This window comes from Streptomyces sp. NPDC040589, from assembly GCF_055594445.1.
In genome coordinates, this window is record NZ_JBVIWP010000003.1 from 154002 (window position 1) to 173596 (window position 19595).

Genomic DNA, 19595 nt, shown 5'->3' on the forward strand with positions numbered 1-19595 from the left:
GGTGTGCCCGGGTCGCCGTCCGTCCTGGCAGATGGCGTGCCAGGGGCGGCGTCCTTCCGGCCTCGTGCCGTGCCCGCGGCGCCGACGGCCCGGATCTGTACCGTGCCCGGGTCGTTGTCGGCCTGGGGCTGTGGTGTGCCCGGGTCGCCGTCCGTCCTGGCAGATGGCGTGCCAGGGGCGGCGTCCTTCCGGCCTCGTGCCGTGCCCGCGGCGCCGACGGCCCGGATCTGCACGGTGCCCGGGTCGTTGTCGGCCTGGGGCTGTGGTGCACCCGGTTCGCCGTCGGTCTTGGCGCGTGGCGTGCCCGGGTCGCCGTCGGTCTTGGCTCGGGACGTGCCCGGTTCGCCGTCCGTACCGGCTCGGGGCGTGCCCGGATCGTCGCCGGTCTTGGCGCGGGGCGAGCCCGGGTCACCGTCCGTCTTCGCTCGGGGCGAGCCCGGGGCACCGGCGGCCCGGGGCCGTGGCGAGCCCGGCTCACCGTCCGTCTCGGCCCGCGAAGCGCCCGGGGTGCCGTCGGTCTGGGGTCGTGCCGTGCGCGGGGCGTCGTCAGCCCGGTCCCGTGGCGTGCCCGGGGCGCCGTCCGGCTGCGGCTCTCTCGGTGCCTGCCCCGGGTTCGGCTGCTGCGGCTGAGGCTCGTCACTCATGTCGTGCACGGACTCCTGTTTCGCGTCGTACGTCGTTCCCGTACGTCTCTGCTCGCTCTTGCGCCCCTGTGATGAAGACTGTCCCATCCGGCGATCAGTTCCCTGATCGAGGGCCGTGTCGCGAGCCGTGTGGTGAGGCGGGCGGCATGCGGGCGAACGTACAGGCGGACGCAGGGTCAACTGAGCTATCCTGCACGCCTGTTCGAATCGCGATCTTGCCTGCGCGAGATTCGCCTGAAGGGGGACACGACCGAAGATGCGACTGCTCGCACGCTCCGCCCTGGCCGGCACCGCCGCCACGCTGCTCGCCCTGGCCACGGGCGCCTCTGCCCACGCGGACGGAACGGATCGTACCGTCTGGGCCGGTGTCGACTGGAACGTAACGCCCCACGCGGACTCGGGCGGCAAGGCCCACATCCAGACGTACGGCGAGGTCTTCACCATCACCGACCTGGCCAAGGACGGTCACTCGACGATCGGGATCATCTCGATCGGCGGCGAGGGCAACACGTATTACTACTGGAACCGTGACGGCGTGAACACGACCCGCACGCTCAACCTCGACATCAAGGAGGGCACGCCGATCACCATCAAGGCGTGCATCGGCGACTGGAAGGGCAACCCGGACAACCCCACCGCCGGGATCATCTGGGAGAAGTGCAGCGGCTGGGCGCAGACCGACGCGTGATCGCACTCCGCGTGGGGCGCTCCGGGCACGGCCCGGGACGCCCCACGGCGTTTCCCGGGCGGGACATGGCACGCGAAAACCCATGGCACGCGTGATCCTCGGCCCACTAGGCTCCTGCGCTTCGGTGTCCGGAGGCGAGGAGGGCCGTGGATGTGGGCTCGGGACGGTTGTACGCGGCCGTCGCGGCGGGAGGCTTCAGGCGGTACGCGACGTATCGGGCGGCCACGGTGGCCGGGGTGTTCACCAATACGGTCTTCGGCGTCATCCTCGTGTACACGTATCTGGCGCTGTGGGACGAGAAGCCGCATCTCGGAGGGTACGACCAGGCCCAGGCCGTGACGTACGTGTGGCTGGGGCAGTGTCTCTACGCGACGCTGGCCATCCAGGGCGGCGGTGCCGAGAAGGACCTGATGGAGCGCATCCGCACCGGTGAGATCGCCGTCGATCTGTACCGGCCGGTGGATCTGCAGCTGTGGTGGCTGGCGGGCGACGTGGGGCGGGCGCTGTTCCAGATGCTGGGGCGGGGCGTGATCCCGTTCGTGTTCGGGGCGACCTTCTTCCCCATGGCGCTGCCGACGTCGGTCACCCCCTGGGCGGCCTTCGTGGTCACGCTCCTGCTGGCGACGGTGGTCAGCTTCGCGCTCCGCTATCTGGCGGCCCTGAGCGTGTTCTGGCTGATGGACGGCATGGGCGTCAACCAGGCCCTGATGGTCACGGGGATCTTCTTCTCGGGCATGGTGCTGCCGCTGAACGCCTTCCCCGGGGCGCTCGGCGAGGTCGTGCGGGTGCTGCCGTGGGCGGCGCAGATCCAGATGCCGGCGGATGTGCTGATGGGGGAGACCGACCCGCTGCGGGCGTTCGCCTTCCAGGCGGCGTGGGCGGTGGCGCTGCTGGCGGCGGGACGGCTGCTGCAGTCGGCCGCGACGCGGCGGGTGGTGGTGCAGGGTGGGTGAGCGGAGTGCCCTGGCCGAGGGGCTGCGGGCCTACTGGCTGATCGCCGGGATGTGGGTGCGCTCCAGCATGACCTACCGCACCTCCTTCGTCGTCACGGTGTTCGGCAACCTCACGGTGACCGGCCTGGACTTCGTGGGGATCCTGCTGATGTTCTCGCAGGTCGACTCGCTGGGCGGCTGGTCACTGCCCGAGGTGGCCTTCCTGTACGGGCTGTCGGTGACGGCGTTCGGGATCGCCGACCTGCTGCTCGGCTCGATGGACGTCCTGGGCGCCCGGATGCGCGACGGGTCGTTCGACACGCTGCTGGTGCGTCCCGCGCCGGTGCTCGCCCAGGTCGGAGCCGACCGCTTCGCGCTGCGCCGCCTCGGCCGGATCACCCAGGGGGTTGTGGTGCTGGGCTGGGCGCTGGTCTCGGTGGACGTCGACTGGAGTGCGCCGAAGGTGCTGCTGGTGCCGGTCATGGTGATCAGCGGCGCGGCCATCTTCTCGGCGGTGTTCGTCGCGGGCGCGGCCTTCCAGATCTTCGCGCAGGACGCCGCCGAGGTGCAGAACGCCTTCACGTACGGCGGGACCACGCTGCTGCAGTATCCGCCGAGCGTGTTCGGGAAGGACCTGGTGCGCGGCGCGACCTTCATGGTGCCGCTCGCCTTCGTCAACTGGGTCCCGGCCGCCTATGTGCTGGGGCGGCCGTACCCCATCGGCCTGCCGCCCTGGGCGGCCTTCGCCTCGCCCCTGGTGGCGGTGGCCTGCTGCGCGCTGGCAGGGGCGGCGTGGCGGACGGGGCTTCGTTCCTACCGGAGTACAGGGAGTTGAGGTGACCGAGGTGGACAGCGGCGGTTCGGACAGCGCCTTCATCGAACTCGACGGTGTCGAGAAGGTCTTCGACGTACGCAGGAAGACCGGCTTCATGAAGCGGGAACTACGGCAGGTACGGGCCGTCGACTCGATCTCCTTCCGCGTGGAACGCGGCGAGATGGTCGGCTACATCGGCCCGAACGGCGCCGGCAAGTCGACCACGATCAAGATGCTGACCGGCATCCTCACCCCGAGCGCCGGCCGGCTGCGGGTCGCGGGCATCGACCCCTCCCGCGAGCGCACCCGGCTCGCGCACCGCATCGGTGTGGTGTTCGGGCAGCGCACCACGCTGTGGTGGGACCTGCCGTTGGTCGACTCCTACCGGCTGATGCACCGCATGTACCGGATCCCGGACGCCCGTTACCGCGAGAACCTCGACCGTCTGGTCGAACTCCTCGACCTGGGCGACCTGCTGGACGTGCCGGTACGCCAACTCTCCCTGGGCCAGCGGATGCGCGGGGACATCGCGGCGGCGCTGCTGCACGACCCGGAGGTGCTGTACCTCGACGAGCCGACCATCGGTCTTGACGTGGTCTCCAAGTCCAAGGTGCGGGAGTTCCTGCGGGAGATGAACGCCGAGCGCGGCACGACGGTGCTGCTGACCACGCACGATCTGCAGGACATCGAGCAGTTGTGCAAGCGGGTGATGGTCATCGACCACGGGCGCATGATGTACGACGGTCCGCTCGCCGGGCTGCACGAGGCGGGGGAGAGCGAGCGGACGCTGGTGGTGGACTTCGAGCGGGAACTGCCCCCGATCGACGCCCCGGCACCCGCGCGGGTCGTCCGGGTGGACGGTCCGCGGCAGTGGCTGGCGTTCCCCGCGGCGGAGTCGGCGGCGCCGCTGGTCGCGCGGATCGCGGCGGAGTACCCGCTGGTCGACCTGTCGGTGCGGGAGCCGGACATCGAAGCGGTGATCGCCAAAATGTACGCGGAGCGTGCGACCGCGTAGTGCCCGGGACCGGTAACTCGTAGGCTGCTGTACATGACCGACGACGCAGTCCCGGATCTTCGCGCCTCCGACGCCGACCGTGAACGGGTCGCCGAAGTCCTGCGGGACGCCCTCGCGGAGGGACGTCTCGACATGGCGGAGTTCGAGGAGCGGCTGGACGCGACCTACCAGGCGCGGACGTACGGGGACCTGGTGCCGATCACCCGGGACCTGCCGGCCGCGGGTGTCGCGGTGCCCGCCGTGTCGCTGAGCAAGGACCCCGCCACGGGGTCCGACTGGCCCGGACGGGTCGTCGGCGGCGAGGGGACCTCGACCTGGGCCGTCGCCGTGATGTCCGGCTTCCAGCGCAAGGGGCACTGGACGATGCCCCGGCGGTTCACCTGCCTGGCCTTCTGGGGCGGCGGGGAGATCGACCTGCGCGAGGCGAACTTCGCGGAGCGCGAGGTCGAGATCAACGCGATCGCGATCATGGGCGGGGTGGATGTCATCGTGCCGCCCGGCGTCGAGGTCGTGGTGCGCGGCATCGGGATCATGGGCGGTTTCGACCACCGCGAGGAGGGTGTGCCGGGGGAGCCCGGGGCGCCGCGCGTGATCGTGACCGGGTTCGCCTTCTGGGGCGGCGTGGGGGTCCAGCGGAAGGTGACGCGGGCGGAGAAGCAGCGGCTCAAGGAGGAGCGGCGGCGGGAGAAGCTGGAGCGGCGGAGCAACGGCGAGTACTGAGCGTCGTCGGCCAGTACTCGGCGTCGTACTCCTACAGCTCGGCCGGAGCCGACCCCTTCAGGCTCTCCAGGTCGAACTCCTCGGCCATCCGGGCGTACCCCTTGTCGCTGGGGTGCAGATGGTCGCCCGAGTCGTAGTCGGCGCGCAGCCGGCGCGGGTCGTAGGGGTCACGCAGCGCCTTGTCGAAGTCGGCCACCGCGTCGAAGACCCGGCCCGCCCGGATCTCCGCGTTGATCTGCTGACGTACCGACTCCCGCGGGTCCGTGTAGCCGCGGTGCCCGTAGAAGGGCATCAGGGTCGCGCCGACGACCTTCAGGCCGCGTGCGTGGGCCTGGCCCACCATGGTGCGCAGGCCGCCGAGGATCGCGTTCGGGTCGGCGAGCCGCGGGTTGCGCAGGATGTCGTTGACGCCGAGGTCGATGACGACGACCTTGGCGTTCGTGCGCTCCAGCACGTCCCGGCCGAAGCGGTTGAGCCCGCTGGGGTTGTCGGCCGGGCGGCCCAGCCCGTCCGTGAGGACCCGGTTGCCGCTGATGCCCTGGTTGACGACGCTGTAGCGGGGCAGGTCCCGCCCGGCGGCGATCTCCGCGCGTAGCCGCTGGGACAGCACGTCGGTCCACCGCCTGTTGGCGCCCGCGGTGGAGGTGATGCCGTCGGTGAGGGAGTCGCCGAGGACGACGACCGTGCCGTCGGACTCGTTGCTCAGCACGTCCAGCGCGGTCAGGTAGCGCCAGGAGTCGCTCTGCTCGGTGTACGGCGTGCCCGTCGTGTCCTGTGCCTGGTTGCCCTGGGCGACGTAGGAGGTCTGGCGGGCGTGGCGGTGGTACGTCACCGGGCCGGAGCTGGTCGGCGTGTACGTGGTGATCAGGACGTCTGCGTCGGGCGGGACGACGACGCGCACGACGTCGCTCATCACCTGCCGGCCGGGCGGGATGACCACCGCGGGGCCGCCGTTGAAGGTCAGCTGCCGCATGGTGTCCGAGAGCGCGGCGGGCGTACCCGCGGCGGCGGCCACGGCGATCGAGGCCTGCGTGATGCTCAGCGGCGACTGGCCGTAGAGATTGGACAGCGTCACGCGGGCACTCGTACCGCCGACGCTGGTGTGGACGACGTTGCGCACCGAACGGTCCGCCATGCCGGTCGTCTCGGTGCCGGGTTCGGCTCCGGACGGTGAGGTGGACCAGGTGCCGACCCAGGTGCCGGTGGAGGCGGGGGCGGCGGAGTTGTTCGGAAGACGGCCGTCTGCCCGGGTATTCCGGGTCTGCGTGCCGTCGTCGGTCGCCACTCCGACATATATGGCGGCGGAAAGGGCCACAACCGCTGCGACGATCGCCGCGAGCAGGGAGTAACCACGACCCCGGGTCATGCTGTTCAGTTCTCCTCCAGCGATGGGAGCCCAAGGCTCCGATCTGATGTGCCCATGATGCGTCATGGGCAGGGGGAAGCTGACAGGACCCCCCGGCATTACCCCCTTCCGACAGACGCCGGGAACTCCTGTTCCGTTCCAGTAGTCGGTCAGGAAGGGACAATGTGTGCGGGATCACCAAGCGGGTGGAGCGGATGGAACGGATGAAAGTGGAAGAAAAGGGCGGCGTCGAGGGGCAGCATGCCCGCCCCGGCGCCGCGGTGAACCGTGCGATGACGAGCTTCAGCCCGGCGGACGAGGAGAAACAGCGCGGCGTACGCCGTATGAAACTCACCGCCACCGGGCTCCTGCTGTTCGTGGCCGTGGTCTACATCCTCGCCAAGTGGGCCCAGAACTCCGGCGCCGGCCCCTGGGCGGGCTACGTCGCCGCCGCCTCCGAGGCCGGCATGGTCGGCGCGCTCGCCGACTGGTTCGCCGTCACCGCCCTCTTCCGCCACCCCCTCGGCATCCCCATCCCGCACACCGCGATCATCCCCACCAAGAAGGACCAGCTCGGCGTCTCCCTCGGCGAGTTCGTCGGCGAGAACTTCCTCTCCGAGGACGTCGTACGGCAGCGGCTGCGCGCCGTCGGCATCGGCAGCCGCCTCGGCGCCTGGCTCGCGGTCCCCGAGCACGCCGACCGGGTCACGGCGGAGCTCTCCACCGCCCTGCGGGGCGCCCTGACGGTCCTGCGCGACTCCGACGTCCAGGCAGTCGTCGGCGAGGCCATCACCCGGCGCGCCAACGCCCAGGAGATCGGACCGGGCATCGGCAAGATGCTGGAGAAGGTCGTCGCCGACGGCGGCCACAAGCGCGTCGTCGACCTCGTCGTCACCCGCGCGCACGACTGGCTGGTCCTGCACCGCGACGAGGTGATGGACGCCGTGGAGGGCGGCGCCCCCGGCTGGACGCCGAAGTTCGTCGACAAGAAGGTCGGCGAGCGCGTCTACAAGGAACTGCTGCGCTTCGCCACCGAGATGCGCGACATGCCCGCCCACCCCGCGCGCGGCGCCCTCGACCGCTTCCTCACCGACTTCGCCTCCGACCTCCAGTCCGACACCGAGACCCGCGCCCGCGTCGAGCGGCTCAAGGGCGACGTGCTGGGCCGCGGCGAGGTCCAGGACCTCATCGCCAGTGCCTGGACGGCCGTACGATCCATGATCGTCGCCGCCGCGGAGGACGAGCGCAGCGAGCTGCGGCTGCGCGTACGGTCCTCGCTGCTGTCGCTCGGCTCCCGGATGGCGGCCGAGCGCAAGGTGCAGGACAAGGTCGACCAGTGGGTGGAGGACGCGGCCGTGTACGTCGTCACCACCTACCGCAAGGAGATCACCTCCCTGATCACGGACACGGTGGCGAGCTGGGACGCCGAGCACACCACGCGGAAGATCGAGGCGAACATCGGCCGCGACCTCCAGTTCATCCGGATCAACGGCACGGTGGTCGGCTCGCTGGCCGGCCTGCTGATCTACACGGTGTCGCACGCGCTGGGGGCGTAGGGGCCTGCGGGGCGTCGTGCGGGGGGCGTTGACGGGCTCGGGGCGTAAGAAAACCCGCTCAGGGCACTCGCCCCGGGTTCCGCTCGATGGGGAGGGAGCCCATGACCACCGCGCAGGCCGGGACCGGCCGAACCGTCACCACCAATATCCCCGCCCGCCTCGACCGCCTCCCGTGGTCGCGCTGGCACTGGACGATCGTCCTCGGCCTCGGCACCGTGTGGATCCTCGACGGCCTCGAAGTCACCGTCGTCGGCAACATCGCCAGCCGCCTGTCGGAGCCCGACAGCGGCCTGCCCATCACCTCCGGCCAGGTCACCGGCATGGCGGCGGCCCTGTACGTGGCCGGAGCCTGCATCGGCGCCCTCTTCTGGGGCCGCCTCACCGACAAGTGGGGCCGCAAGAAGCTCTTCATGATCACCCTGGCGGTCTATCTGGGGGCGACGGCGCTGACCGCCATCTCCTTCGACACCTGGTGGTTCTTCCTCTTCCGCTTCCTCACCGGCTTCGGCATCGGCGGCGAGTACGCGGCCATCAACTCCGCGATCGACGAACTGATCCCCAAGGAGTACCGGGGCCGCACCGACCTGATGATCAACGGCAGCTTCTGGCTGGGCGCGGTCGGCGGCTCCCTGCTGTCGATCGTCGCGCTGGACACCGACATCTTCGCGGCGAACGTCGGCTGGCGCCTGACCTTCGCGCTCGGCGCGGTCCTGGCCCTGGTGATCCTGCTGGTCCGCCGGCACGTCCCGGAGAGCCCCCGCTGGCTGCTGATCCACGGCCGCGACGACGAGGCGGAACGCATCGTCTCCTCCATCGAACGCAAGATCGAGGAAGAGCGGGGCGAGCCGCTGCCGCGCCCGGAGGGCGAGATCACCATCCACCAGCGCCGCAGCGTCTCCTTCCTGGAGATCGGCCGCACGGTCTTCTCCGACTACCGCCGCCGCGCCATCCTCGGCTTCTCCCTCTTCATCGGCCAGGCCTTCCTCTACAACGCCATCACCTTCGGCTTCGGCGCGATCCTCACGACCTTCTTCGACGTCCCGAGCGGCAACACCGGCTACTACTTCGCGGTCATCGCACTCGGCAACTTCTTCGGCCCGCTGCTCCTGGGCAAGCTCTTCGACACGGTGGGCCGCCGGATCATGATCTCCGGCACCTACCTGCTCTCCGGCCTGCTCCTCTTCGGCACGGCCTGGCTCTTCGACCAGGGCTCGCTGAACGCGACCACCATGACGGCGTGCTGGTGCGCGGTCCTCTTCTTCGCCTCGGCCGGAGCCTCCAGCGCCTACCTGACGGTCTCCGAGGTCTTCCCGATGGAGACCCGCGCCATGTCCATCGCCTTCTTCTACGCCATCGGCACGGCCGCCGGCGGCATCAGCGGCCCGCTCCTCTTCGCCGACCTCACTGAAACGGGCGTGGTCGCCGACACGGCCCTCGCCTTCCAGATCGGCGCGACCCTGATGTGCCTGGCCGGACTGGCGGCGGCGATCCTCGCGGTGAAGGCGGAACGGCGGTCCTTGGAGGACATCGCCAAGCCGCTGACGGCGGCGGAGGACAAGGCGACGGCGTAAGCCCCCCGCGTGTGTGGGTGTGGCTCCGGCCGGGCCGGAGCCACACCCACACACTCACACCCGAGGGGAACCCGAGCCGGTCCGCCTCAGCCGGCTCGCCCGTACGTCCCCGTCCCCGTCCCCGTGCCCAGCAGCTCGGGCAGCGGGTTGACGAGGCCGCCGGACGGCGACTGCCGCTGGGCGGAGGGCCCGGCCGGCCATATCGCGGGGCAGTGGGTGCCGTCGCGCGGGGTCTTCAGGGTCACGAGATAGGTGTCGATGGCGTCACGCGCGCACGGGCTCAGCCAGTAGTCGCCGTGGCCGACACCGTCGTACGTGAGGAACACGGCCTCGCGCCCGATCTGCCGCGCCGCGTTGGCGCCCCAGGAGTGCGGAGTGGCGGGGTCGTACCGGCTGTTGGTCAGCAGGATCGGCGGGGTGCCGTCGACATCGAGCCTGCGCTGCGGGTTGGACACCTCGGACGGCCAGCCCTGGCAGCCCGTCTGGACGGTCCAGCCGAGAGGGCTGAACCTGGTCACCGGCGCGAGCCGGCCGAGTTCGCGCTGGAAGCGGGCGAGGGTGCGGTACGAGTCCACGCCTAGGTCGTAGTCCTGGCACATCACCGAGTTGAACGGGTACTCCATCGGCGCCCCGTACTTCCGGAGCATCCGTGCCGCAGCGGGGGCGCCGGCGTCCAGGTCGGCGAGGGCCTGGGCGAAATCGAACCACGACGCCGGGTCGTACCCGCTTCTGTGGGCGATGGTCTGGACCTCCCACGGGGCGACCGGCTGGGGCGGGTCGCCCGGCACGACCAGCTCACCGGCCTCCGCGCGCTTGTAGAGCGAGTCGAACAGGGCTCGGGCGTCCCGGCCGTGGAGCGCGCACGAGGGAGTACGGGCGCACCAGTCGGCGAACTGGCCGTACGACTCCTCCACCCCGACGGCCTCGGTCTTCTGGAAGCCCCACGCGCCCAGGCTGTGGTCCATGTTCGAGTCGAGCGTCATCGCGCGGACGCGGTGCGGGTAACGCTCGGCGTACTGCTGGCCGACCGCGGTGCCGTAGGAGACGCCGTAGTAGCTGATCCGTTTCTCGCCGAGGCCGGCGCGGATCGCCTCCATGTCGCGGACGACGCTTCCGGTGTCCATGTGGTCGGCGAGCGGGCCGGTGAGGTCGCGGCAGCTCTCACCGAGAGCGCGGTTGGCCGCGCGGAGGGCGGCGAAGGAGGCGGCGCCGTCCGGGTAGAGCAACGCGTTCTGGGCGTTCACCCGGTCCCGGTCGCAGACCACCGGGTTGCTGCGGCCGACACCACGCGGGTCGAAGCCCACGATGTCGAACCGCTCCAGCAGCTCGGGGGAGAAGCTGTCCGGGGCACGGAACGCGAAGTCAACCCCGGAGCCCCCCGGCCCACCGGGGTTGACCAGCAGCGAACCGATCCTGCGGGCGGGGTCGGTGGCCCGGTGCCGGGCGAGGGCCAGCTCGAAGGTGGCACCCTTGGGCCGCTTCCAGTCCACGGGCACCTTGACCGTGGCGCAATCGAAGGTGCCCTCGCCGGAGGGCGACTCACAGGGTGCCCAGGCTATTCGCCCGGGTAAGAGGGCCTCTGCTCTGTCCTCGGCCGGGGGAGCGGCGACCGCGGTCCCGGTCATCAACTGGCCGAAGAGCGCGGTGACCAGGGCTCCGACAGCCAGTCTCCCGATTCTTCTCGCGTGAGGGACACGTGGGGTGTTGGACGGCACGGATGTTCCTCCAGGGATCAGGAGTTCACAGTTGGATCACACCCTCACCCCAACTACCGCGTCACACAAGGGACATGACGGCCACAGGTGCCACCCGGCCCGCCAGGTGCCACCGGCCCCCGGCCGCCCGCCACGGCTACCCGGCCCGGCCCCGCCGCCGCAGCAACAGCAGTCCCCCCGCCACGGCCGTGATCCCCGCCGCCGCGGCCCAGCCGACGGTGTCCGCCGACCCCGTGGCAGCCAGGTCGCCACCCGCGACCGGCGACGCCGAAGCCTGCGGCCGAACACCCCCGGCCGCCCCGTCGGACGCGGCAGGACCCGGACTCGGCGAGGAGGACACCTCGGCCGCCCGCTCCCGGGTGAACGCCAGAGTCCCGAACCCCAGCTGGTCGAACCCCCCGCTGTTGGGCCCGTAGTCCCCGCCCCCACCCTCAGGCGCGGCCTTCGCCGCCGCCCGCGTCACATACGACGCCGACAGCCCCCGCCGCTTTGTGTAGTGATTGGCGATCATCGCCCAGATGGGCCGGGTCATCCCCGGATCCACACCAGCCGCCTCCGTAGCCGTCTCACTCCCCGACCACCCCCCGATCGCCCCCTTACTCCGCGTGTTGGCCGTATACGGCACATCACCCCCCAGGCTCCACTTGGCCACGTACTCCGCGCCCTTGAGGAACCGGCTGTCGTCGTACCCGTACAGATCGATGCCCTGGTTCCACGCCATCTCGCACACCGTGCCCATCAGCCCGACCCCGAGCAGCGCATGCCCCTGATCGCGCCCGGCCTCGACCCACTCCGCGAGCCCGTCGTCGTGCACCACGGGAATGGCATGCCGGACCGACCCCATCCCGTCGCCGTGCTTGAAGTACTCGACGGCCCGCTCCACGACAGCCCGGTCATCGCAGAAGATCCCGGTCGCGAGCACACAGGCGAGGGCCGTCAGATCCCAGTTGGGCCAGTAGTTGGTGACGACGGCGTTGTTGTGATGGCTCAGGAAGCCGTCACTGAGCGGCAGGAAGACGTCCGACAGCAGCTCCTGAGCCCGCCCGAGGCCGAAGTCGTCACGATCGCGCACGAGTTCCGCCGCGTTGGCGAACTGATACCCGTACAACCCCGCCGCCAGAAACCGGTCGGCCGAGCCCTGGATCGACGTCAGCTTCCCCGACCAGGCGTTCAGGATCGCCACGGCGGTGTCGGCATGCGCGTCCTCTCCGCCGACGTGGTACCGCAGGGCGTTCTGGTAGGCGGCGTGGATGTCGTTGTAGAGGGCCGCGTAGTTCTGGGGTGACCCCGCCCCCCGGTACACCGTCGCCTGCGGATTGGCCCGCCAGCCGCTCTGGGCATGCCGATTGGCGGTGAGCTTGGCGAACCCGGCCGCGTAGGGCCTGGCGCCCGCCTTCACCTTGGCCGCCATACGGTCCAGGTCGTCACGGGTGTGCAGCAACCCCGGGTGGGCGAAGGGGGCGTCGGCGGCGGAGGCCGGGGTCGCGAGGGCGGCCGTACCGATACCGGCACCCGCCGCACCCGCTGCTCTCAGCATGCTCCGGCGGCTGATCTGTCGTGTCACGTCGTCGTACCTCAGCGTCGTCAAGTCGCGTGCCTGTGGGGGACGGTGAGGAGACGGGCGGGCGGTGAGGCGATAACAAAAACTGCGGTACAGTTGATCTGCATCCGGTCGCCGGAACTCCCGGCTGAAGGATCGTGCGTTGGTGGTCCAAGGAAAGACGCCCCGCTTCCTGCGGGGAAATGCAGGTGCAAGGCCTGCCCGGCGCTCCACACATAAGAACCCGGCCCTGGGATTCAGGGCCGGGTTCTTTGTTGTCCCCGCTGCCTCTCCCTGGCTGTCCCCGCCGTCCCTCGCCACCCTCGCTTCGCATGACCCACGGCTGGCACCGGGTGTCCTCAACGCCCTACTGGCGAGTAAGTGGATTTCAGTCAAATTTTGGCCGGGACGCTTCGACATCTGCGCAGTTTCTTTACGTATCTCTCACATACGACTCCTGCCGTGAGCTCGGCGTTTGCAGCTGCCGCGCAGCGCAAACGATTTCCGGTCAGGCGTCCGGGCCTCAGGGGCGACGCTTGCCGCGATCGGCTGGCCTGTGGCTAAGTTGACCGCCGCGTGTACCGGACCGGGCGGGGGATTCGACCACCCTCGTCGTCCGCACGCGCATCATTCGGCGGGCCCCGCGGGGCGCCGTCGCGGGGGAGAGATGGTTCGTCATGCCGTGATGCCGGCTCGCGGGAACACCTGACCGCTGCTGTCCGGGTCGTCCCACTGTGTCCCATCTCCTCCTGCGGCCCCGTCCGCCGCCATCCCGCTTTTCTGTGAAGGATGCTCCTTTGCGATTCAGACCGGGGTTGTCCAACCCCAGCTCACGAACCTCAGCCGCGTTGACGTCAGCCGTCACGTCCGTCGCCGCCCTGGCCGTCCTCGGCGGTCTGGCCGTCCAGCCCGGCCTGCTCGGCCGGGACGCCGAACCGCGCACCGCGCCTGTCGCCGCGGCGGGTGACTCGTACGACGGCTTCGACACCAAGGCGGCTGAGCAGCTGCGCGAGGACCAGTGTGTGGCCGTCGACGCCCTGCGCAAGGGCGGTCCCAACCTGTTCGCCCTCGCGCAGAACGCCATAGGGCTGCCGCCCGATCAGCTCCATCAGAAGCTCAAGCGGGACCTCGCAGACAACAACTCTCCCCTGCACCAGGCCTCCTATGCGGACAGCGCCGACAGCGACCAGTGGCTCAAGAAGGCCAATGACCAGGAGCGGGCATGGTCCAGCACCGTCATGGGTCTGAGCTCCTACCCTGACGAACCGCAAGGAGAGGACAAGATCTACGACCGGACGGGCCTGGTTCCGTGGCTGTACCAGTCGTACTTCAAGTCGGTCGACCTGTTCTCGCCGTTCTACGATCCCTCTCCCACTGCTGACGACAAGACGAAGGCGGCCGCCCTCGCGGTCGGTGACCCGCAGTACACCTCCGGGGGGACGGCGCAGGAGCAGCAGGCGTGGAAGCTGTGGAAGAAGAACTCGGGGAAGATCGAACCCAACGAGTTGTTCGTTCCCCGAGTGTTCGCCGATGACGCGCGTATCTTCCTGAGCTCCGGGGGCTTCCCTCGCACGGCCCCGGCCGCGGACACCCCGGAATACCGCGTCGCGGTCGAGGATCTGAAGGCCCGCTTCGCGTCGTGTGCCTGGCACGCCCCGATCGACCCGAACCGGGTCCTGGGTAAGGAGGTGGCGCAGGCGTCCGCCGAGTGGCAGCAAGAGATCGCCTCGCAGGCCACGCAGCGCCAGCAGATCCTCGGTGCCAACGTCACCGCCACCAAGGCGTTGCAGGACGGCACGTTCGCCCTGGGGCAGGTCCTCGGCCAGTCGTGGATGGCGGACTATTCCGCCCGCTGGCAGGACTACTGGTCGGCCGGCGGGCTGGGCTGGATCGGTGACAGTACCGTGGTGATCCAGGTGCCGGGCGCGGCGGGCAACTGCCTGGACGTCGCGGGCGGCAAGGAGGCCAACGGCACGCCCGTGCAGATCTACACCTGCAACGGCGGCGCGGCCCAGCAGTGGACGCTGGAGGGCAGTGAGGACAAGCTCTACCTCCGCAATGTCGCCTCCCAGCGATGCCTGGACGTGGCCGGGAACGCGTCGGCGAACGGCACGAAGATCCAGGTCTATGACTGCTACAAGTCCAAGGGGCAGTCGTGGAAGGGCGACGTCCGTGCCACCGCGCCTCTGAAGAGCGTGAGCACGGGCAAGTGCCTGGACCTGAGCGCGTTCACCAAGAGCACGGACGCGCGGCTGCTGGACTGCAAGAACGCCGCCTCGCAGAAGTTCCTGATCAAGCCGTCCGGTCACCAGGGCGCGGACAGTCCCCTGTACCCGGAGAAGGCCGAGTTCGACAAGGCGAAGAAGGTCGTCACCGACACCCAGGCGGCGGCGAAGAAGCACCTGGCCACGATCAGGACCCAGCTGGAGAACGCCAAGAAGGCGGCCACCACCTCCGATACGGCCGAGCAGGCCGCCTACGGCATCGCGGATGCCGCCGGCGCGCCGCGGGGCCGGGGCCTGCTGGTCGGTCAGCAAAAGGCGCAGGTCACCAAGGGTTCGGTGGCGGCGCTGACCGCGATGGTGAAGGCCGCTGAGACCGCCGAGGCGGCGACCAGGGCGTCCGCGGGTGACAGCCAGACCATCGCGCAGCGCGCTCTCGCGCAGGCCGCGCAGTCGGCGGCGGAGTTCCGCAGGGCCGCCGCGGCGATGGCCGAGTCCCAGGCGAAGGCCGCGGCCGACGCGGCGAAGGTGCACCGCGACAACGCCAAGAAGGACAAGGAGACCGCGGAGGCCAAGCTCGCCGAGGCGCTGAAGGCCGAGGGCGACGCCAAGTCGGCCGCCGCCAAGGCCCACGCCGAGCGTCTGGCCGCCGAGGCCGAGGAGAAGACGGCCAAGGCGGAGAAGGAGACCGCCGAGGCCAAGCAGGCCGAGGCGGCCCGGCACAAGCAGGACGCCCAGGCCGAGGCGGCGAACGCCAAGGACGCCAAGGACAAGGCCGAAGCCGCCGAGGCGACCGCGGTCGCGCGCAAGAACGACGCGGTCAAGGCCCGCGACAAGGCCCGCGATCTGCGTGACGACGCCTGGGACGCCGAGCAGAAGGCGGACGCCGCCCGCGCCAAGGCGGACGCCAAGGAGGCTTATGCCCAGGCCCACGAGTCCGACAGCAACGCCCAGGAGTCCAGGGCCGCGGCGAACGCCGCTGCTGGGCACGCGGATGACGCCGAGGCGGCAGCCGGCCGGGCCCGGGCCTCCGCGAACGCCGCCACCGAGGCGGCAGCCGAGGCGGACGCCGCGGCCACCCGCGCCGAAGCCGCCGCCAAGCGCTCCCGCGCACACGCGGACGGCGCCCAGGCCGCGAAGCTGAAGTCCGACGCCGCGCTGAAGACCGCGACGAGCGCCGCGGCTGACGCCATCAAGGCGTCCGAGCACGCCTCCTCCGAGGCCAAGACGGCCGTCGAGCTGGCGGACGAGGCGGAGAAGCTGGCCAAGACCGCCAAGTCCCAGGCGGACGAGGCGAACAAGGAGGCCGCCAAGGCGCTGGTCGCCTCGGCGAAGGCCGCGGGCTTCGCCCACATCACCGCGCAGGCCGCCGTCGACGCGGGCAACGCCGCCGTCCAGGTCGCCAAGCCCGCCAACGACGCGATCGAACTCGGCTCCCCCTACGTCACCACGGACTCGGCCGCCGGCCTGGTCGTGCTGACCGGGCAGGCGTCGAAGTCGCTCGCCGAGCAGCAGCAGGCCGTCGCCGACGCCCACGCCGAGAACGCGCAGGCGGAGGCCGCCGCGGCCAAGAACCTCGCCGAGCAGGCGACCGGCGACGCCAAGGCCGCCTACCAGCACGCCGCCAACGCCGCCGGACACGCGGCCACCGCTCGCACCTACTCCAAGGAAGCACTCGGCTACGCCGCCGACGCCGCCAAGGCCGCGTCCAAGGCGACAGCGTCCCTGGCCCGCACCGTCGAGTACAACCGCCAGGCCACCGAGGACGCCGAAGCCGCCGACAAGGCAGCCGGCCGCGCCGAAACCCACGCCAAGGACGCCCGCGACTCCGCCGACCAGGCAGCCCTCGACGCCGAAGCCGCCCGCACGGCCGCCTCCGAGGCCGAACAGGCCGCGAAGGACGCCCGCGCCGCCGCGGACCGCGCCGACACCGCCGCGACCGAAGCCGAGGAAGCGGCCAAGGACGCACTGAAGTACGCCAAGGAGGCACAGGAAGCCGCGGAGTCCGCGGCACGCAAGCAGGCCAACCAGCAGATCGCGTCGGGCGCGGGCACCGGCCTCGGCGGCACCTGGTACGTCGTCGACGACGACAGCATCTCCATCACCGACGCCAAGCAGCAGAACGACTGCGTCATCGAGATCGGCTTCGAGGGCTGCACCGTCACCTTCAAGGTCACGTTCGACGCGACGGTCGACTTCTTCCTCTGCACCGACTCCGACGTGCCGGCCACGGCAACCGGCTGCGCGGCGGCGGACACGGTCCTGGTCAAGAGCGAGCGCTTCACCGGGCTGGAGAAGGATGTCACCCAGTACTTCAGCAAGCTCGACCTGATCAAGCAGACCGTCGTCTACCAGATCCTGAAAGCGGTTCTGATCCAGGACTTCGTCGACTGCTGGCACGGCAGCGCCAGCGGTTGCGCGTGGGCGGCGAGCAACTTCATCCCGGGCAAGGCGTTCACCAAGATCGCCGATGCGCTCATCGCCCTGGACGTCGCGCTGCGGACCGGCGTGAACGTCGCCGATGCCTTCAAGGCCCTGAAGACCCTGGACATCGACCCCAGTTCGCTGGCGGCCCTGGAGCGGCAGGCCAACATCGTCGAAGACGCGTTGACGAGCTGCCGCGTCAACAGCTTCCCGGCGGACACGCCTGTGCTGATGGCGGACGGAACCCGTCGGCCGATCAGCTCGGTTCGGGAGGGTGACCTGGTCCTGGCGACGGATCCCGAGACCGGTGTCCGCGCGCCGCAGCAGGTGACGAACACGTTCCGGCACGGCACTCGGCGCCTCGTCGACGTCTCCCTCGTCGACGGCACCAGCCTGACCAGCACCGCCGGACACCGGATCTACGTGGACGGGCGAGGGTGGACGCTCGTCGCCGACCTGCGGACCGGCGACCGGCTGCGCCGGTCGGACGGCACCTCCGGTGTCGTCAGCGCGTTGCACGACCGGTCAGGTCTGGCACCCCGCTCGGTCTACGACCTGACGGTCGACAAGCTGCACACCTTCTACGTGGGTACGGAGGGGACGGCGGGCGCGCGGACCACGGACATCCTGGTCCACAACTGTCTGAACCTGCGCCTGCACGAGAACGACCGCGGTGCCCACACCATCGGGGTCCACGTCGACACCACTCCGCAGAAGGCGATCAACAAGGCCAAGGACGACCTTGCCAAGAACCCCAACGCCCCTGGTGTGACCGGTGTCTGGAAGGATCTCGACACGGCCCAGGCCGCCGTCGACGAGGGGATGAAGAAGTGGCTGACGGGCATGTCCCCGAAGCAGAACAAGGCGAACCGGAAGAAGCTCGACAACTGGGTCCAGTCGACCCCGAAGGATACCGAGAGCGCCGCTCACCTCTTCTCGTTCGACGTGACGCTCGACGACACGGCGTCTCTGGGGAAGATCTACCACCACACCGGTGACAGCTGGGCGGCCCAGAACATCGTGTCCATCACCCTCAAGAGGTCCGCGCACAAACCCGGCTACATGGTGTACACCTCGTACCCCAAGGGAAAGAAGCCCACCTCGTGACGGCACCACGGCAGGACATCTGGGTCGACTTCGGGCTCAGCGGGCTCACCAAGTGGTTCGCCGGCCCCTGGGTCAGCGAGGCGACGCCGGAGGAGATCGTCACCGGTGCCGCGGACTGGGGGGACGGGGTCTACGCCGCCACTCTCGTGGAGGATGCTCTCCGGCTGCTGGAGTCACCGCTGCCCACCCGGACGATCGAACTCCTGTGGCGGTCGGCGATCGGACTTTCGTACGACCCGGATGGCATGTGGCTCGACGGGCGCGCATGGCTGCGCGACATCGTCCGGATCTCCGTCGACCGGATCCACCGCGACGAGCCGTCCTTCTCGCCTGTTCCGCCGCCGCCTTCCGCGGACGGGCCACTGAGGCAGGAGATCCTGGAGGCGATCCGTGAGGTCACTCCGGGCGTGGAGGGCGCGGTCGGGGCCGGCGGGGCGGAGGTGACGGCCGCGCTCGAGGAACTGGTCGTCGAGGTCGACCCCGATCTGGGGTTCCGGTTCCTCCTGCGGGTCCTCAAGGCCCACTTGGTTCCCGTCACGGAGTCCCAGTACGACCGGTACCACGCACTCGGCGAGCGTCTTGGCTACCACGAGCTCGTCGTGGACGACGGAACGCTGCAGTCCGTTCCCGACCCGGACTGACGCACCGCGGCACACCGCACGACCCGGAGCAGGCCCGCACCCCGCGAGGCCTGCCCGGCGCTCCACATACAAGAACCCGGCCCTGGGATTCAGGGCCGGGTTCTTCGCTGTCCCGTCACCGTCCGGACCGATCGCGGTTCTGCCCGGACTGGTCGCGGCTACCCTCCGGACCGGCGCGTCGGTCGGCCACTACTGTCCGGGCCGGCCCCGCCGGTCGGCCACCACCCACGACGCCACGGCCACAGCGCTCGCGACCCCGAACACGGCAGGCCAGGCGCCCACCTTCTTGGCCAGGGGATGCGATCCGGCGAAGGCGGCGACATACGCGGCCGACAACGCCCCCGCGGCGACCCCGCCGGCCTGCTCCCGCCACTGCCGCGCCGCCGCCGCACCGGCGACCGCGAGCACGGCCCCGCCGAGCGGTCGCTGCCTGGTCCAACGGGCCACGCCGTACCCGCCGACCAGCCCGCTCGCGGCGACCACCGCGCTGGGAACCTTCACCATGTTCCTGCCTCCTGACCTCACGAGAGACCGAGGCTAACTCCCGGGGCGGGCGGTGCACACGCCGGGGCGCGAGAACGACACCCACCCGAACCTGAGTCCAGGCTTGTCAACTTTCCTCGTCCGAGCTATATAAGAAGAAGCAACACATGCGGCATCG

At 70.3% G+C, this 19595-nt stretch carries 13 protein-coding genes and 1 pseudogene; 9 read left to right on the forward strand and 5 right to left on the reverse strand.

The genetic code is table 11. From position 1 onward, the window contains the following. Positions 1-644, reverse strand: a pseudogene (locus ACZ58V_RS13225) (hypothetical protein); the annotation flags it as partial. 256 nt (positions 645-900) lie between these two features. Between ACZ58V_RS13225 and ACZ58V_RS13230 the strand changes: the two are divergent. The 5 genes from ACZ58V_RS13230 (at position 901) to ACZ58V_RS13250 (ending at position 4813) form a co-directional block, all read left to right on the forward strand. Beyond that, the gene (locus ACZ58V_RS13230) at positions 901-1332 is read left to right on the forward strand and encodes a hypothetical protein (RefSeq protein ID WP_468190281.1); all 432 of its coding nucleotides are present in this window, start codon (positions 901-903) and stop codon (positions 1330-1332) included. Between the two features lie 152 nt (positions 1333-1484). Then, a complete protein-coding gene (locus ACZ58V_RS13235) occupies positions 1485-2285 on the forward strand; it encodes an ABC transporter permease (RefSeq protein ID WP_468190530.1) in 801 nt (266 codons plus the stop codon). Next, a complete protein-coding gene (locus ACZ58V_RS13240) occupies positions 2278-3099 on the forward strand; it encodes an ABC transporter permease (RefSeq protein ID WP_468190279.1) in 822 nt (273 codons plus the stop codon). Before ACZ58V_RS13235 ends, ACZ58V_RS13240 begins: the two co-directional genes overlap by 8 nt. Position 3100: 1 nt before the next feature. Beyond that, positions 3101-4093, forward strand: coding sequence for an ABC transporter ATP-binding protein (locus tag ACZ58V_RS13245; protein ID WP_471290046.1), 993 nt, complete (start codon positions 3101-3103; stop codon positions 4091-4093). 33 nt (positions 4094-4126) lie between these two features. Continuing rightward, positions 4127-4813, forward strand: a complete 687-nt coding sequence (locus ACZ58V_RS13250) for a DUF1707 SHOCT-like domain-containing protein (protein WP_468190275.1) — start codon at positions 4127-4129, stop codon at positions 4811-4813. Between the two features lie 31 nt (positions 4814-4844). Here the strand turns inward: ACZ58V_RS13250 and ACZ58V_RS13255 are convergent, their stop codons facing one another. Beyond that, the gene (locus ACZ58V_RS13255) at positions 4845-6179 is read right to left on the reverse strand and encodes an SGNH/GDSL hydrolase family protein (RefSeq protein WP_468190273.1); all 1335 of its coding nucleotides are present in this window, start codon (positions 6177-6179) and stop codon (positions 4845-4847) included. Between the two features lie 194 nt (positions 6180-6373). On the opposite strand from ACZ58V_RS13255, the gene ACZ58V_RS13260 reads away from it, so the two are divergent. Next, entirely contained in the window at positions 6374-7714 is a 1341-nt protein-coding gene (locus ACZ58V_RS13260; protein WP_468190271.1) for a DUF445 domain-containing protein, read from the forward strand. A gap of 101 nt (positions 7715-7815) precedes the next feature. Next, the gene (locus tag ACZ58V_RS13265) at positions 7816-9285 is read left to right on the forward strand and encodes an MFS transporter (protein ID WP_468190269.1); all 1470 of its coding nucleotides are present in this window, start codon (positions 7816-7818) and stop codon (positions 9283-9285) included. Between the two features lie 86 nt (positions 9286-9371). Here the strand turns inward: ACZ58V_RS13265 and ACZ58V_RS13270 are convergent, their stop codons facing one another. Then, on the reverse strand, positions 9372-10775 hold the full coding sequence (locus tag ACZ58V_RS13270) for an alpha/beta hydrolase (RefSeq protein WP_471290048.1): 1404 nt from the start codon (positions 10773-10775) through the stop codon (positions 9372-9374). Between the two features lie 361 nt (positions 10776-11136). Further along, a complete protein-coding gene (locus ACZ58V_RS13275; protein WP_471290683.1) occupies positions 11137-12537 on the reverse strand; it encodes an alginate lyase family protein in 1401 nt (466 codons plus the stop codon). Between the two features lie 851 nt (positions 12538-13388). Between ACZ58V_RS13275 and ACZ58V_RS13280 the strand changes: the two genes are divergently transcribed. Then, positions 13389-18293 (forward strand): ricin-type beta-trefoil lectin domain protein, encoded by a 4905-nt coding sequence (locus ACZ58V_RS13280; RefSeq protein WP_471290050.1) that lies wholly within the window; start codon positions 13389-13391, stop codon positions 18291-18293. Continuing rightward, positions 18290-18934, forward strand: coding sequence for a hypothetical protein (locus tag ACZ58V_RS13285; RefSeq protein WP_471290051.1), 645 nt, complete (start codon positions 18290-18292; stop codon positions 18932-18934). The genes ACZ58V_RS13280 and ACZ58V_RS13285 overlap by 4 nt, the downstream gene beginning before the upstream one ends. Before the next feature lie 189 nt (positions 18935-19123). Here the strand turns inward: ACZ58V_RS13285 and ACZ58V_RS13290 are convergent, their stop codons facing one another. Then, positions 19124-19438, reverse strand: coding sequence for a hypothetical protein (locus tag ACZ58V_RS13290; protein WP_471290052.1), 315 nt, complete (start codon positions 19436-19438; stop codon positions 19124-19126). Positions 19439-19595: the final 157 nt, after the last annotated feature.

Coding starts and splice junctions, on each gene's coding strand:
- ACZ58V_RS13250 (WP_468190275.1), top strand. CDS start 4,127: ATGACCGACGACGCAGTCCCGGATCTTCGCGCCTCCGACGCCGACCGT.
- ACZ58V_RS13230 (WP_468190281.1), top strand. CDS start 901: ATGCGACTGCTCGCACGCTCCGCCCTGGCCGGCACCGCCGCCACGCTG.
- ACZ58V_RS13255 (WP_468190273.1), bottom strand. CDS start 6,179: ATGACCCGGGGTCGTGGTTACTCCCTGCTCGCGGCGATCGTCGCAGCG.
- ACZ58V_RS13265 (WP_468190269.1), top strand. CDS start 7,816: ATGACCACCGCGCAGGCCGGGACCGGCCGAACCGTCACCACCAATATC.
- ACZ58V_RS13290 (WP_471290052.1), bottom strand. CDS start 19,438: ATGGTGAAGGTTCCCAGCGCGGTGGTCGCCGCGAGCGGGCTGGTCGGC.
- ACZ58V_RS13260 (WP_468190271.1), top strand. CDS start 6,374: ATGGAACGGATGAAAGTGGAAGAAAAGGGCGGCGTCGAGGGGCAGCAT.
- ACZ58V_RS13275 (WP_471290683.1), bottom strand. CDS start 12,537: ATGCTGAGAGCAGCGGGTGCGGCGGGTGCCGGTATCGGTACGGCCGCC.